Source organism: Bradyrhizobium sp. (assembly GCF_030646015.1).
Classification (GTDB): Bacteria; Pseudomonadota; Alphaproteobacteria; order Rhizobiales; family Xanthobacteraceae; genus Bradyrhizobium.
Window position 1 is genome coordinate 1 of sequence record NZ_JAUSLT010000178.1, and the last position, 14,642, is coordinate 14,642.

At 64.1% G+C, this 14,642-nt stretch carries 13 protein-coding genes; 6 read left to right on the forward strand and 7 right to left on the reverse strand.

What is annotated here, in order from left to right; translation table 11 throughout:
- Together Q7T45_RS25995 and Q7T45_RS26000 are read left to right on the forward strand one after the other, a co-directional pair.
- Positions 1-1,091, forward strand: a 1,091-nt coding sequence (locus Q7T45_RS25995) for an efflux RND transporter permease subunit (RefSeq protein ID WP_304874763.1), incomplete at its 5' end; no start/stop codon positions are given.
- Positions 1,092-1,235: 144 nt separating this feature from the next.
- Entirely contained in the window at positions 1,236-1,979 is a 744-nt protein-coding gene (locus Q7T45_RS26000; protein WP_304874766.1) for a hypothetical protein, read from the forward strand.
- Positions 1,980-2,033: 54 nt separating this feature from the next.
- Here the strand turns inward: Q7T45_RS26000 and Q7T45_RS26005 are convergent, their stop codons facing one another.
- The 7 genes from Q7T45_RS26005 to Q7T45_RS26035 all read right to left on the reverse strand — a co-directional run bounded on the left by Q7T45_RS26005 (position 2,034) and on the right by Q7T45_RS26035 (position 10,510).
- Positions 2,034-2,744, reverse strand: coding sequence for a DUF1028 domain-containing protein (locus Q7T45_RS26005; RefSeq protein ID WP_304874768.1), 711 nt, complete (start codon positions 2,742-2,744; stop codon positions 2,034-2,036).
- A 187-nt stretch (positions 2,745-2,931) separates the two neighbouring features.
- Entirely contained in the window at positions 2,932-4,737 is a 1,806-nt protein-coding gene (locus tag Q7T45_RS26010) for a gamma-glutamyltransferase family protein (RefSeq protein ID WP_304874769.1), read from the reverse strand.
- Positions 4,738-4,832: 95 nt separating this feature from the next.
- Positions 4,833-5,831 carry an ABC transporter ATP-binding protein gene (locus tag Q7T45_RS26015; protein WP_304874771.1) on the reverse strand — a complete coding sequence of 333 codons (999 nt, stop codon included), beginning with the start codon at positions 5,829-5,831 and terminating at the stop codon, positions 4,833-4,835.
- Positions 5,828-6,814 (reverse strand): ABC transporter ATP-binding protein, encoded by a 987-nt coding sequence (locus tag Q7T45_RS26020; RefSeq protein WP_304874773.1) that lies wholly within the window; start codon positions 6,812-6,814, stop codon positions 5,828-5,830. The genes Q7T45_RS26015 and Q7T45_RS26020 overlap by 4 nt, the downstream gene beginning before the upstream one ends.
- A 31-nt stretch (positions 6,815-6,845) precedes the next feature.
- Entirely contained in the window at positions 6,846-7,817 is a 972-nt protein-coding gene (locus Q7T45_RS26025) for an ABC transporter permease (RefSeq protein WP_304874775.1), read from the reverse strand.
- 16 nt (positions 7,818-7,833) lie between these two features.
- Positions 7,834-8,814: an ABC transporter permease gene (locus tag Q7T45_RS26030; protein WP_304874777.1), complete on the reverse strand. Its 981-nt coding sequence runs from the start codon at positions 8,812-8,814 to the stop codon at positions 7,834-7,836.
- 100 nt (positions 8,815-8,914) lie between these two features.
- Positions 8,915-10,510 carry an ABC transporter substrate-binding protein gene (locus Q7T45_RS26035; protein ID WP_304874779.1) on the reverse strand — a complete coding sequence of 532 codons (1,596 nt, stop codon included), beginning with the start codon at positions 10,508-10,510 and terminating at the stop codon, positions 8,915-8,917.
- A 200-nt stretch (positions 10,511-10,710) separates the two neighbouring features.
- Here Q7T45_RS26035 and Q7T45_RS26040 point away from each other — a divergent pair, with 200 nt between their 5' ends.
- The 4 genes from Q7T45_RS26040 to Q7T45_RS26055 form a co-directional block, all read left to right on the forward strand.
- The gene (locus Q7T45_RS26040) at positions 10,711-11,967 is read left to right on the forward strand and encodes an FAD-binding oxidoreductase (protein ID WP_304874781.1); all 1,257 of its coding nucleotides are present in this window, start codon (positions 10,711-10,713) and stop codon (positions 11,965-11,967) included.
- A 125-nt stretch (positions 11,968-12,092) separates the two neighbouring features.
- A complete protein-coding gene (locus Q7T45_RS26045) occupies positions 12,093-12,347 on the forward strand; it encodes a DUF6489 family protein (protein ID WP_304741290.1) in 255 nt (84 codons plus the stop codon).
- 1 nt (position 12,348) lies between these two features.
- A complete protein-coding gene (locus Q7T45_RS26050) occupies positions 12,349-13,146 on the forward strand; it encodes a triacylglycerol lipase (RefSeq protein WP_304874783.1) in 798 nt (265 codons plus the stop codon).
- Positions 13,147-13,226: 80 nt separating this feature from the next.
- A partial coding sequence (locus Q7T45_RS26055; protein WP_304874785.1) for a wax ester/triacylglycerol synthase family O-acyltransferase occupies positions 13,227-14,642 on the forward strand: 1,416 nt, incomplete at its 3' end.

Genomic DNA, 14,642 nt, shown 5'->3' on the forward strand with positions numbered 1-14,642 from the left:
TCTATGAGGAGATGCTGAAGCTGAAGGACGCCGCGCGCAAGAGCGGGCTGTTCATCGTCGCCGACAGCGATCTCGACTTCAACCAGCCGGTGGTGCGGGTCAAGATCGACCGCTCCAAGGCCAATGATCTCGGCATCACCATGGCGCAGGTCGGCAGCACGCTGGCGACGCTGCTCGGCGGCAATTACACCAACCGCTTCAATCTCGAGGGACGGTCGTATCAGGTCATCCCGCAAGTGCCGCGCGGCTTGCGGTTGTCGCCGGAATCGCTGTCGAATTATTATGTGCCGACCGCCACGGGCCAGCAGGTACCGCTCTCGACGGTGGTGTCGATCGAAACCGCGACCGACCCCAATGCGCTGACGCATTATAACCAGCTGAACGCCGCCACCTTCCAGGCGGTGCCGATGCCGGGAGTGACGGTCGGACAGGCCGTGGACTTCCTCGAGGGCCAGGCCAGGAACCTGCCGGCCGGCTACAGCCATTCCTATCTGGCGGATTCCCGGCAGTATGTGCAGGAGGGCAATCAGCTCGCCATCGCATTCGGTTTCGCGCTGATCATCATCTTCCTGGTGCTGGCGGCGCAGTTCGAAAGCCTGCGCGATCCGCTGGTGATCCTGATCAGCGTGCCGATGGCGATTTCGGGCGCGCTGATTCCGCTGTTCTTCGGCGTCGCAACCATCAACATCTATACCCAGGTCGGGCTCTTGACCCTGATCGGACTGATCAGCAAGCACGGCATCCTGATGGTGGAATTCGCCAACGAGCTGCAGCTCAAGGAGGGCCTCGACAAGCGCTCCGCGATCGAGATGGCGGCGCGGGTCCGGCTGCGCCCGATCCTGATGACGACGGCCGCGATGGTGACTGGCCTGCTGCCGCTGCTGACCGCGTCGGGCGCCGGCGCCGCGAGCCGGTTCTCGATCGGTCTCGTCGTGGTGTCCGGCATGATGATCGGCACGCTGTTCACGCTGTTCGTGCTGCCCGCGGTCTATGTGGCGATTGCCACCAATCACCGCGCCAATGCCGAATCCCAGCGTACCCGGGAGATCGCGGATTTCGATCTGGGTCCGAAGTCGCTGAAGACGACCTGAGCCTGCGTCATATTGCCGGCGCGACAGCGGACGTAACCGGCGCTGTCGCTTTGGTTTTACCCCGTGCTATCTTGCGCTTGCTCAGTGGCGCCAAAGGCGTCCACATGCAGCTTCAAGAACATGGCACCAAGGGGGGCAGCAGACATGACGCGTGATTTTCCGGCCGGCAATTACAGCTTTATTCCGGCGGTGTTTCAGTATTCGAGCGGCGCGGCGGCCAGCCCGGGCTATGAGGTCGAGCGCGTGCGCTTCGACAAGATGCCGCCTTTGGCCGAGGGTTTTGCGCTGATCAAGCAATACATCGAAGACGCGGGCCGGCCGCTGACGTCGTTCTGCGCCTGCGAGCTGCGCTCGCCCGCGGCGTTCACCGAGGACGGCTTCCTGAAGTTCAACCAGCACTACGTCAAGACGCTGGCGGAATGGGGCCTGTTCGACGGCACGACCAATCCGGTGGCGCGCAGCAATGTTTGTCCCGAAATCGATCCGCCGGGCGAGCCATCATTCTTCGCCTTCTCGTTTACCCGCCCGAGCGGCAATACCACCCCGAGTTTCGTCATCGCCGGCGGCGCCGAGTCCCGCGATGGACCGGGAACCTATCCCGAGCGCACCGTGCGCTACCGCGACCTCAGCCCGGACGGATTGAAGGAGAAAGTCCGCTTCACCGTCGGATCGATGGAAGCCCGTCTCGGCGCCTTCGGGTTCGGCTGGAAGGACACCACGGCGGCCCAGGCCTATACCGTGCACGACTTCCATCCGGTCATCGCGGACGAACTGGTCCGCCGTGGCGTGATGCGATCCGGCCTGATCTGGCATTTTGCCCGCCCGCCGGTGATCGATCTCGAATACGAGATGGATTGCAGACGGGTGCTGCGGGAGACGGTGATTTAGGGGGCTTTCGTCTTTCCCTCCCCCGCAAGCGCGGGAGAGAGAGCGCAGCGTCACTCATTTCCGGCCCGCAATGCCGGCTTCGACCCCGGCGTCGATGGTCTCGCGATCCGTAATCCCCGCCGGATTTTTGCGCGTGGGCAGGAACGGGCGGAAATGCACCCAGCGCTCGCGGCTGACGGCTTCGAGGCGTTCGAGTTCGGCCAGCGGATCGGTATGGTCATCGACGCGCAGGTCGAGCGCGGACCATTCCTCGTCGCCGTGGATCAGCAGCGCGGCCGATTGCTTGCCGCGCTTGTCGCCGCCGGCGGCTTCGCCCGCGCGCATCGCCGCGATCAGGCGTTGCGCGAAGGGCAGGTTTTCGTTTGCCGTGTAGGCCTTCGCGGTATCGTCCAGCACGCGCGCGCCCGCCAGCATGTTGCCGGCAATCGAAAATCCGGTGCCCTCGATATGCCCGCACCAGTCGATGCATTCGTTTCCCGTATGGGAAGCGATACGGCCGCCGGCATCGATGATGTGCAACTGCCGGGTCTCGCGGCCGCTATCCGCCGCGATCAGGGTGTCGACCACCTCGCGGGGGCTGCGTCCCTCGCGCAGCAGTTTTACGCCGTCGATGCCGTAATAGGGATTGACCAGCGCCTGCGTCGCGATGCCGCCGATGTTGGCGGCGATATGCGGCACGCGTGCGCCGACCGCGAAGAATTTGGTCGCGACCGCGATGCCGAACTGGCCGGTGGCATTGTCGCAGGCGATCATCGACCAGGTCATGCGCGTCCTGCTTTCACCTCTCCCCGTAGGGGAGAGGTCGGCGCGAAGCGCCGGGTGAGGGGCTTTAGGTCCCGCGAGAGACCGTAACCCCTCACCCGGATCGCATCTGTCGATGCGATCCGACCTCTCCCACAAGGGGAGAGGTGAACTGTCAGCGCTGAAGCAGTCCAAACTTCCTTCATTGGATTTACCGTCCCGCCGCGTAGCCCTGCATGCCCCTTGGATTGGCGGCGGCGCGGCGGCGGCGTCCGAGTTTCGAGGCCGCGGTGAGACGGCCCTCCGACCAGGCCGGGCCGGTTTCGACGACATGGTCGCGGCTCTTCAGGACATCGACGGTCGCCTTTGGCACGCGGTCTTCCACGACCAGCACGCCGGGCCGCGAGGTGCGCGGCCAGAATGAGATCGGGAAATGCTCGGAATGCCATGCCGGCGCGTCGATGGCTTCCTGCAGGTTCATGTTGGCGTGAACGTGCCGCAGGAAGAATTGCGTGGTCCACTGGTCCTGCTGGTCGCCGCCAGGCGAACCCCAGGCCATGTAGGGTTCGCCGTCGCGCAGGCACATGGTGGGCGAGAGCGTGGTGCGCGGTCGCTTGCCCGGCGCCAGTGCGGCGGGGTGATTTTCATCGAGCCAGAACATCTGGGCGCGGCTGCCGAGGCAGAAGCCGAGTTCGGGAATCACCGGCGACGACTGCAGCCAGCCGCCGGACGGTGTCGCCGAGATCATGTTGCCAGCCTGGTCGATGATGTCGAAATGCACGGTGTCGCCGCGCACCTCGCCGAAGCGGCCGACGGTCGGCTCGCCCGCGCCCATGGCGCCGACCGCCTCGCGCTGACCCTCCTGGCGGCGCAGCTTTACAACGGATCCAAAGCCTTCGACCGAACCGGGTACGAAATCGAGCGATGCACTGTCTTTCGAGATCAGCTTGCGGCGCTCATCATTGTAGGCGTCCGACAGCAGCGTCGCGATCGGGATCTCGCTGAAGTCGGGATCGCCATAAAACTTCTCGCGGTCGGCAAAGGCGAGTTTGGCGGCTTCGGTCCACAAGTGAATGAACTCCGGTCCCGCCGGATCGAGTCCGTCCAGCTCAAATCCCTTCAGCAGCGCCAGCTGCTGCAGCATGACCGGGCCCTGGCTCCAGACGCCGGGCTTGCAGACGGTGTAGCGGCCATAGTCGTAAGTCAGCGGCGCTTCAACGGTCGCCTGCCAGCGCGCCATGTCGTCGGCGCGCAGCACGCCTCTATGCGGCGAGCCGCTGACGTCCATGATGTCCTGGGTGCGGCAGAACCTGTCGATCGCCTCGGCGACAAACCCTTTCGACCACGCGCGCCGCGCCGCTTCGATCTGTGCGACGCGGTCGCTGCCGGCGCTTTCGGCTTCCTTCAGGATGCGGGCATAGGTTTCCGACAGCGTCTTGTTGGTGAACAGCGTGCCGGGCTTCGGCACCTCGTTGTTGGGCAGATAGACCGCGGCTGATGTCTTCCAGTGCGTGCGGAACATCTTCTCGACGGTCTGGATGGTCGCGGCGGCGCGCTCCACCAGCGGGTAGCCATCACGGGCGTAGGCGATGGCGGGCTCCAGCACGTCGCGCAGCCGCAGCGTGCCGTAGTCGCGCAGCAGCAGCATCCAGGATTCGAAGGTGCCGGGCACGCAGGCAGCCAATAGCCCGGTGCCGGGCACCATCTCCAGGCCTTCGCTGCGGTAATGCGCGATGGTGGCGCCTGCCGGGGCAGGGCCCTGGCCGCAGATCACCTCGGTGCGCCCGCGCTTGACGTCGTGGACGATAACAGGGACGTCGCCGCCCGGGCCGTTCAGATGCGGTTCCACCACCTGCAGCGTGAACGCGGTGGCGACACCGGCGTCGAAGGCATTGCCGCCTTTTTCCAGCGTCGCCATCCCGACCGCGGTGGCGATCCAGTGGGTGGAGGTCACGACCCCGAAGGTGCCTTCGATTTCCGGCCGGGTGGTGAAGGGATCGGGATTGATGTTGCTCATGAGAACCTGCCGGCTGGTATTTGGTACGCCAGTTGACCACAGGCGAAGCCCGCTGCCAACCATGTGGTTGGAAGAGTTAAATCGCGTCCACGTGATCAGGCCGACGCGGCGAACACGGGATCGTTGACGGCGTGGCAAGCGACGCCGTCGATCAGCGCAGGCGCCACCTTGCGGCACAGGTCCGTTACCAGCGGGCAGCGCGGGTTGAAGGCGCAGCCGGGCGGCGGATCGATCGGGTTGGGAATTTCGCCCTGCACCGGAATCCGCTGGCGGCCGGACATTGCGAGATCGGGAACCGCGCCCAGCAGCATCTTGGTGTAGGGCATTCGCGGGTTGCTGAAGAGCTCGCGCCCTTCGGCGATCTCGACGATGCGGCCGAGATACATCACGCCGATGCGGCTCGCCATGTGCCGGACCACGGCGAGGTTGTGGCTGATGAAGAGATAGGTGAGGCCGAACTTGTCCTGCAGGTCGCGCATCAGATTGAGGATCTGCGCCTGCACCGAGACATCGAGTGCCGAGGTCGGTTCGTCGCAGACGATGAACTCGGCTTCCGATGCCAGCGCCCGGGCGATGGCGATGCGTTGCCGCTGCCCGCCGGAAAACTCATGCGGATATTTCAAGGCATCGTCGGCATGCAGGCCGACGAGTGACAGGAGTTCACCGACCCGCGCCTGGATGTTGCGCTCGCCATCGATCAGGTCGAAGGCGCGGATCGGTTCGGAGACGATGGCATCGACCCGGAAGCGCGGATTGAGGCTGGCATAGGGATCCTGGAAGATCATCTGGATACGGCGGCGCAACTGCTGGCGCGCCTGCAATTGCCTGGCCGCGCTCATCGATACGCCATCGATGATGACTTCGCCTGAGCTCGGCGGCAGCAGGCCGACCACCATGCGGGCGACGGTGGTCTTGCCGGAGCCGGATTCACCGACCAGGGCAAAAGTCTCGCCCTTCCTGATATCGAAGGTGACGCCGTCCACGGCCTTGAGAAATTCGAGATGGCCACCCTCGATCACCCGGTTGAGCCATGGCTTTGAGACGTCGAACACGCGACGCAGGTTCCTGACGTCGATGAAGGGGGCTGAGGTCATGCCGCGGTTTCCGTCGCGGCGGTATCGTAGAGATGGCAGGCCACGGACTGGGAGCCGTGCCGGATTGGTTCCGGCCGCTCGACCCGGCAGCGGTCGAACGCGAAGGCGCAACGCGGATTGAACGGACAACCCGGCGGGATCGCCGACAGCCGCGGCATCGAGCCGGGTATCTGGACCAGGCGATCGGTGTCGCTGGCGAGCGTTGGGATCGCGCCCATCAAGCCTTTTGCGTAGGGATGCAGCGGGTTCTGCACAACGTCCAGCACCGGACCGATTTCGGCGATGCGGCCGGAATACATCACCGCGACGCGGTCGGAGGTCTCGGCAATCACGCCCATGTCGTGGGTCACCAGCATCACGGCGGTGCCATGGTCGCGTCCGAGCCGTTTGATCAAGGAGATGATCTGGGCCTGCACCGAGACGTCGAGCGCGGTGGTCGGCTCGTCGGCGATGATCAGCTCCGGCTCGGCGCAGATCGCCAGCGCGATCACGACGCGCTGGCGCATGCCGCCGGAGAATTCGTGCGGATAGGCGTCGATGCGCTTTTCCGGGGCGGGAATGCCGACCTCGGCCAGCAGGTCGATAGCGCGCTTGCGCGCCGCCGTTTCCGACAGATTGAGATGGGTCCTGATGGTCTCGACCAGCTGGTCGCCGATCCGGTACAGCGGATTGAGGCTGGTGAGCGGGTCCTGGAAGATCATGCCGATGCGTTTGCCCCGGATGCGGCGCAGTTCCTCCGGCGGCAGATTGTCGATCCGCATGCCCGACAGGTAGATCTCGCCGCCGGCAATGCGGCCGGGCCGGTCGATCAGGCCGATCACCGCGAGGCCGGTGACGGATTTGCCGGCGCCGGATTCACCGACCACGCCCAGCACCTCGCCCTTGGCGATGTCGAATGACACCCCGTCGATGGCGCGCAAGATGTCGCGGCGGGTGACGAACTCCACCCGAAGGTTGCGCACGGAGAGAACGGGTTCAATCATTGGGCCAGACGCGTGGGTGTTGCAGCGCTACTCATCGGAGTTTCGGGTTGAGCGCGTCGCGCAGCCAGTCGCCGAGCAGGTTGATCGCAAGAATCAGCGACGCCAGCGCGAGGCCCGGAAACGCCACGATCCACCATTCGCCCGCGAACAGGTAATTGTTGCCGATCCGGATCAGGGTGCCGAGCGAGGGCATGGTGTCGGGCATGCCGGCGCCCAGAAACGATAGCGTCGCCTCGGTGATGACGGCGAGCGCGAGGTTGATGGTCGCGATCACCAGGATCGGTCCCATCGCGTTGGGCAGCACGTGACGCAGCATGATGACGGGGGCGGGCAAGCCGATCAACTGCGCCGCCGCCACGTAATCCTTGTTTTTCTCCACCATGACCGAGCCGCGCACGGTGCGCGCATACTGCACCCAGAAACTCAATCCGATCGCGAACACCAGCACCGTCAGCGTGCTCATGGCGTCGAGGCTGTTGCCGAATACGGACTTGACGACGCCGTTGATCAACAGCGCGATCAGGATGGCGGGGAAGGTCAGCTGCACGTCGGCGATCCGCATGATCAGGCCGTCGACCGCGCCGCCGACATAGCCGGCGATCAGTCCGAGGATGATGCCGAGCGTGCCGGAGAACAGCACGCCGAGAACGCCGACCGTGAGCGAAATCCGCAAGCCGTAGAGAATGGCGGAAAACACGTCGCGGCCCTGTTCGTCCGTGCCGAGCAGGAACGGGCTTTGTCCATCCGCGGTCCACAGCGGCGAAATCCGCGAATTCATCAATTGGAGCTGCGCTGGATCGAACGGGTTCTGCACCGCCAGAAGCGGCGCCAGCAGCGCCAGCAGAAAGAACAGCAGGGTCACGGCCGCAGCGACCATCGTCATCTTCGAGCGCCGGAACGAATAGAACACGTCGCTGTCGAGGGCGCGCTTGAGCCAGCCGCTGCCGGCGTGCGGGCGCGGCACGCTCGGTTCGACTGGGTGCGGCACGACGGCGTCTGTCATCAAGGGGATCCCGGGTTCAGGTCGGGCGGCGGAGGGTGGAGCGCAGGCGCGGATCGACCACCGTATAGAGAATATCGACCACGAGATTGATGGTGACGAAGATCAGGGACACCATCAAGAGGTAGGCGGCCATGATCGGAATATCGACGTTTTGCACGGCTTGTACGAACAATAGTCCCATGCCTGGCCACTGGAAGACGGTTTCGGTAATGATTGCAAATGCAATAACCGAGCCAAACTGCAGGCCGGCGACGGTGATCACGGGAACCAGCGTGTTGCGGAGCGCGTGACCGAAATGGATCGCCCGCGTGGTCAGTCCCCGCGCCCGCGCAAAGCGGATGTAGTCGGTGCGCAGCACCTCGAGCATCTCGGCCCGCACCAGCCGCATGATCAGCGTCATCTGGAACAGGCCGAGCGTGACCGAAGGCATGATCAGGGCCTTGAGGCCGGAAATCGTCAGCAGGCCGGTGGTCCACCAGCCCAGCCGCACCACCTCGCCGCGGCCGAACGACGGCAGCCAGCCCAGCACTACCGCGAACAGGTAAATCAGCAGGATCCCGATCAGGAAGGTCGGCAGCGAAATTCCGATCAGCGACACCGCCTGGAATACCTTGGCCAGAAACGTGTCGCGTTTCAGCGCCGAATAGACCCCCATCAGGATGCCGAACACCATCGCGAAGACGGTGGCGCAGGCGGCGAGTTCCAGCGTCGCCGGCATCCGCTCCATCAGCAGAGAAGAGACCGGCTGGCGGAATTGATAGGAGACGCCGAATTTGAACTGCGCCGCGTTGCCGAAATAGCGGGCAAATTGCAGCACCACCGGATCGTCGAGCCCGAGCGACTTGCGCACGGCCTCACGTTCGGCGGCCGGCGTATCCAGCGAGACGATCTGGTTGACTGGATCGCCCGCGAAGCGGAACATCGAGAACGAGATGATCCCGACCGCGATCATGACGCCAATTGCCTGGATGGCCCGGCGAAGAGTGAAAGCGAGCATGTGATCCTTTCACTTCTGTTGTGGTGTGGACGTCGCCGTCAGGCGGAAACGAAAAGTCCCGGGAGCGTGAAGCCACCGGGACTTGGGTATTGCGACTGCCTTATTCCTGTTTGTTGATCCAGTAGGGCAGGACCGCATTGTCGGCGCGCTGCACCACCTTGACTTTTTTCGACGTCCCCCAGGCCAGCGCCTGCTGATGCAGCGGGATGTAGGCGAAATCCTTGGCCGCGATCTGGAAGGCTTCCTTGATCAGAAGATCGCGTTTGGCGGTGTCGGCCTCCTGCAGGACCTTGTCGGTGAGTTCATCCATCTTCTTGTTGCAGTAGCCGCCGAGGTTGGCCTCGCCACGGTTGGATTTCGGATCGTCGCGGCAGCCCATGATGTCGTGCAAGACGTTGTGCGCATCGGATGTGCCGGGGGTCCAGCCGAGCAGATAGAACGACGTCTGGTAGCCGCCGGGCTTCAGCACCTTGGCGAAATACTGCGCCTTGGGCTGCGCCAGCAGGTTCACCTTGACCCCGATACGGGCGAGCATGCCGACCACCGCCTGGCAGATCGCGGCGTCATTGACGTAGCGGTCGTTGGGGCAATCCATCGTCACTTCGAACCCATCGGGGTAGCCGGCTTCGGTCAGGAGCTTCTTGGCGCCGTCGGGATCGAATTTCGGCCGGGTAAAGTCCTTGGATAGCGGGAACAGCTGGGGTGCAATCATCAGCGCCGACGGGGTCGACAGGCCGCGCATCACGCGGGTCTTGATCAGCTCGATGTCCACCGCCTTGAAGAACGCTTCGCGGACGCGGATGTCCTTGAAGGGGTTCTTGCCCTTGACGTTCGAATACAGCAATTCGTCACGGACCTGATCCATGCCGAGGAAGATGGTGCGCAGTTCCGGGCCCTTCATCACTTCGGCGTTCGGGCTGGAGTCGACGCGCGAAATATCCTGAATCGGAACCGGCTCGATGATATCGACTTCGCCGGACAGCAACGCCGCAACGCGGGTGGCGTCGGAGCCGATCGGCGTGAAGACGATCTCCTTGAGATTATGCTGCGGCTTCTGCCACCAGTTCGGGTTGGCCTTGAACACGGTTTTGACGCCGGGCTGATGGCTCTCGATGGTGAATGCGCCGGTGCCGTTGGCGTTGAGCGAGGCAAAACTCGGCGAGGTCGCCGCGGCCGGTGTCGGGGCGACCGCGTTGTTCGCCTCGGCCCACTTCTTGTCCATGATGTACCAGGTATCCCATTGCGAATGCAGAATGGGATTGGGCGAGGTCAGGATGAAGTCCACGGTGTGGTCGTCGACCTTGACGACCTTTGCATCCTTGGCGATGCGGGTTTGCAGGTTGGAGCCGGTGGCCCTGACGCGGTCGGCCGAAAACACCACGTCATCGGCGGTGAAGGGGTCGCCATTCTGGAATTTGACGTTCTTGCGCAAATGGAAGCGCCAGCGGGTCGGCTCCGTGGTCTCCCACTTTTCGGCAAGGCCGGGAACGATCTTTAGATCCTTGTCGCGCGCGATCAGGCCTTCATAGACCTGTCCGAGATGGGCATGGGTGGTGGTCTCGTTGAGCGTATAGGGGTCGAGCGATTTGAGGTCGCCCTGGTTGGCATAGCGCAGGGTCTGGGCCGATGCCGGGGCCATCGCCAAAGCGACGATCGAGAAGGTGGTCGCTGCGAACAAGGTTTGACGTACCGACATGTGTCAGGGTTCTCCGCTGTGGCGCGTTGTTGATGGCTGCAATCATGGCAGCTGTGGCTGAACCATTGTTGCCAGAGTTTGGCTGCCGCGCAAGCGCGATTTCCCCTGATCAGGCCGGTTTGCACGCCGCTACCGCAATAGCTAGCTTCAAGCTAAGCAGCAGGAGCAAGAACGTAACATTCAACTTTCGGAGTGCCGTGATGGCGGAATTCAAGGCCGATGTTCTCGTGCTGGGTGCGGGCATGGTCGGCGTCGGCGCTGCCCTCCATCTGCAGCAGCGGGGGCGCGATGTCATCCTGGTCGACCGGCACGAACTCGCCGGGGAGGAAACCAGTTTCGGCAATGCGGGAATGATCGAGTGCGCGTCGGTGTTTCCCTATATGTTTCCCCGGGATTTCGGCCAGATCCTCCGCTCCGCCCTGAACAGGGCGCCGCAGGTGCGCTACAGCCTCGCCGATCTGCCGAGCTTCCTGCCGTGGCTGGTGCGCTATTATCTCGCCTCCGCGCCGGACCGGGCGCTTCGCGGCGCGTTGGCGGTGATGCCGCTCATTCGCCGCAGCCTGGTCGAGCATGAGACGCTGATGGCTGAAGCCGGAGCGCTGGAGTTGTTGCGGCGGTGCGGCTGGATCAAGATGTATCGCGAAGATGCGACGCTCGCCAATGCGCTGCGGGATTTCGAGCGCGCGAAACAATACGGCGTCCAGGGCGAAATCCTCGACAGCAAGGCGATTGTCCAGCGCGAGCCTCACCTCAGCGGCGAATTCGCCGGTGCGATCCATTTTACCGAACCCGGCTTCGTGCTCGATCCGGGCGGGCTGGCCAAAGCCTATGCCGAGCTGTTCCACCGCAAGGGGGGACGCTTTATGGTCGCCGATGCGCAGACCCTGGAACAGGAGCCCGGCGGGCGATGGCAGGTCGCGACACCCGTGGGCAAGGTGAGTGCACGGGAGGTCGTGGTGGCGCTCGGACCGTGGTCCGATCTGGCATTCGGCCGCCTCGGCTATTCGATCCCGTTCAACGTCAAGCGCGGTTACCATCTGCATTTGGCGCCGCGCGGCAATGCGGTGCTCCATCGTCCGGTGCTCGACGCTGACAACGGCTATGTGCTGGCGCCGATGAACCGCGGCATTCGCCTCGCCACCGGGGTCGAGTTTGCCCGTCGCGATGCGCCGCCCACCCCGGTCCAGCTGGAACGGGCGCTGCCGCTGGCGCACCAGCTGTTTCCGCTGGGAGAAGCGATCGATGCAAAGCCCTGGAAGGGCGCGCGGCCGTGCCTGCCGGATATGCTGCCGGTGATCGGCAAGGCGCCCCGACATGCCGGGCTGTGGTTCGATTTCGGCCACCATCACCATGGCCTGACGCTCGGCCCCGCGACCGGCCGCCTGCTGGCGGAGATGATGACCGGGGAGACGCCGTTTGCCGATCCTGCGCCCTTTGCCGTCGAGCGTTTCGGTTGACCATAGTTGACCAAATCTGCCGAATGAAGCCCCGGGATGCCTCCCGGTCCGGTCAGGCCGCTTGCGCCGCGCCGCCTGTCGCGGCGATACTGTGGCAAGCTGTCGAATAGCGGTCAGGAGCCGACATGAAGGTTAACGTTGAAATAGACTGCACACCGCTCGAGGCCCGGCAGTTTTTCGGGCTTCCGGATGTGCAGCCGATGCAAACCGCGGTGATGGACAAACTTCAACAGCAGATGCTGGCCAACATCGAGAAGGTTTCGCCGGAAGCGCTGATGCAGAGCTGGTTCACCTTCGATCCGAAAATCGCCGAGCGGTTTGGCGACATGTTCGTGACCATGGCGGGCCTCGGCGGATCGCGCGCCGCCGACAAGAAGTAACGTGGCGATCGACCGCGGCGATACGCCCCCGGCGGACCGGCTTCGTCCCCCCGGTCTCGGCCTGCTGCTGGCCGAGGCGAGAGGGATTTTCGAGTTCAACGCCAGCCTGCTGCTGTCGCCGCTGTTGATGCGCGCGCCGAGGGGCGACGGCCATCCGGTGCTGCTGCTGCCCGGATTTCTCGCCAGCGACCTGTCGATGGCGCCGATGCGGCGATATCTCAGGGAACTCGGATACGACGCCCATGCGTGGCGGATGGGCCGCAACCTCGGCGGCGTGGCGCGGATGCGGATCGCGTTGCGCGACCGGCTGGCCGAGATCCATGCCGCGACCGGCCGCAAGGTCAGCATCGTCGGTTGGAGCCTCGGCGGCGTCTATGCGCGCGACCTGGCGCTGCAGGCGCCCGACATGGTGCGCTATGTGGTGACGTTGGGAAGTCCGTTCGCCAGCGACGTCAGGGCGACCAACGCGACGCGGCTCTATGAAGCACTGTCAGGCGAAGGTGCGGACGACGATCCGGAGCTTCGTGCCGCGATCGCGGGCGATCTGCCGGTTCCGGCCACGTCGATCTATTCGCGCACCGACGGCATCGTGAACTGGCGCACCTGCCTGCTGCGCCCGTCCGATACCGCTGAAAATATCGAGGTCCATCTTGCCAGCCACATCGGGCTCGGCGTTAACCCGGCCGCCCTGTGGGCGGTCGCCGATCGCCTGGCCCAGCCCGAGGGCGAATTCAGGCAATTTGACCGATCGGGGCCGTTTGCCATTGCATATGCGCCTCCGGAAAATGCACAATCCTGACTAATGTCCCGGCAACAGGGGCGGTCTGAAAGACAAAGAAGCGCCACCAAGGCGCCACGTGATCCGCGGGAGGAACAAACATGAGTGACGCCAAAAAGCTGACATCGATGGACGCGTCGTTTCTGTATCTGGAAACGCCCGAGATGCCGATGCATGTCGGGAGCATGGCGATCTTCCGCCTGCCTGACGACTACAAGGGCGACTTCTTCGAGGACTTCAAGGCGATGATCGCTTCGCGGCTGCACATCGCGCCGATCCTGAAGTCGCGGCTGGAAAAGGCGCCGCTCGACATCGACCATCCTTCCTGGGTCGAGGACGACCAGTTCGATATCGATCGCCATATCTTCCGCGGCAGCCTTCCGGCGCCCCACGATCGCGCCACGCTGGAGCGCATCGTCGGCTGGATGCATGCCAAGCTGCTCAACCGGGCCCGTCCGCTCTGGGAGTTCTACGTTTTCGAGGGCATGAAGGACAACGAGATCGGGCTCTATTCCAAGATGCATCACGCCTGTATCGACGGCGGCGCCGGTGCGGCGCTGACTAACATGATCTACGACGTGACGCCGATCCCGAGAGTTATCGAGCCGCCGACGGCGAAGGCCAAGGTCGGGAATGAACCGCGCGACATCGCCGCCAACCTGCTCGATTCCTACCAGGCGCTGTGGCGCCAGCCGTTTGGCGGCGCCGAAGCACCGAAAAGCATCGATCTGCCGCGCTCCGGCAAGAGCGATATCGGATCGATCCTGTTCGACAACGCCATGTTCCAGATCGAAAGCGCGGTAAAATTCGCCGGCAGCATTCCCACCATGCTGAAGAGCGTGTCCGAGGTGGTCGGCAAGATTTCCGATCCGAAGTCGCGCGACAGCATCGCCAGCATGGCGTCGCCTTCGACCATCCTGAACAAGGCGATCTCGTCGGAGCGCAGCTTTGCCGGCGTCTCGATCTCGCTGTCGCAGGCCAAGGCGCTGGCCAAGGCATCCGGCGGCAAGCTCAACGACGTGGTACTGGCGCTGTCATCAGGTGTTGTCAGGCGCTATCTGCTGCAGCAGGGCGCGCTGCCGACCAAATCGATGACCGCCGCGGTGCCGATCTCGCTGCGCGAGGAGGGCAACACCGACTCCAACAATCAGGTGTTCGGCATGATCTGCTCGATCGCCACCAATATCGAGGATCCCAAGGCGCGGCTGGAGGCGATCATCGCGCAATCCACCAAGTCGAAGGAGATGTCGCATCCGCTGCGCGCCCTGATGCCGCAGGTGTCCAACATCTCGATGCTCGGCGCGCCGATCCTGGTGCAGATCATGGCGCTGCTGTACAGCCGCTCCAACCTGTCGGACGTGCTGCCGCCGGCGGCCAACATCACGGTGTCCAACGTGCCGGGGCCGCGCCAGACGCTGTATGCGGCGGGCGCGGAATTGCTGCACATCTTCCCGGTGTCGATCTCGACCCACGGGCTGGCGCTCAACATCACCGTGCAGAGCTACCGCGACCAGCTG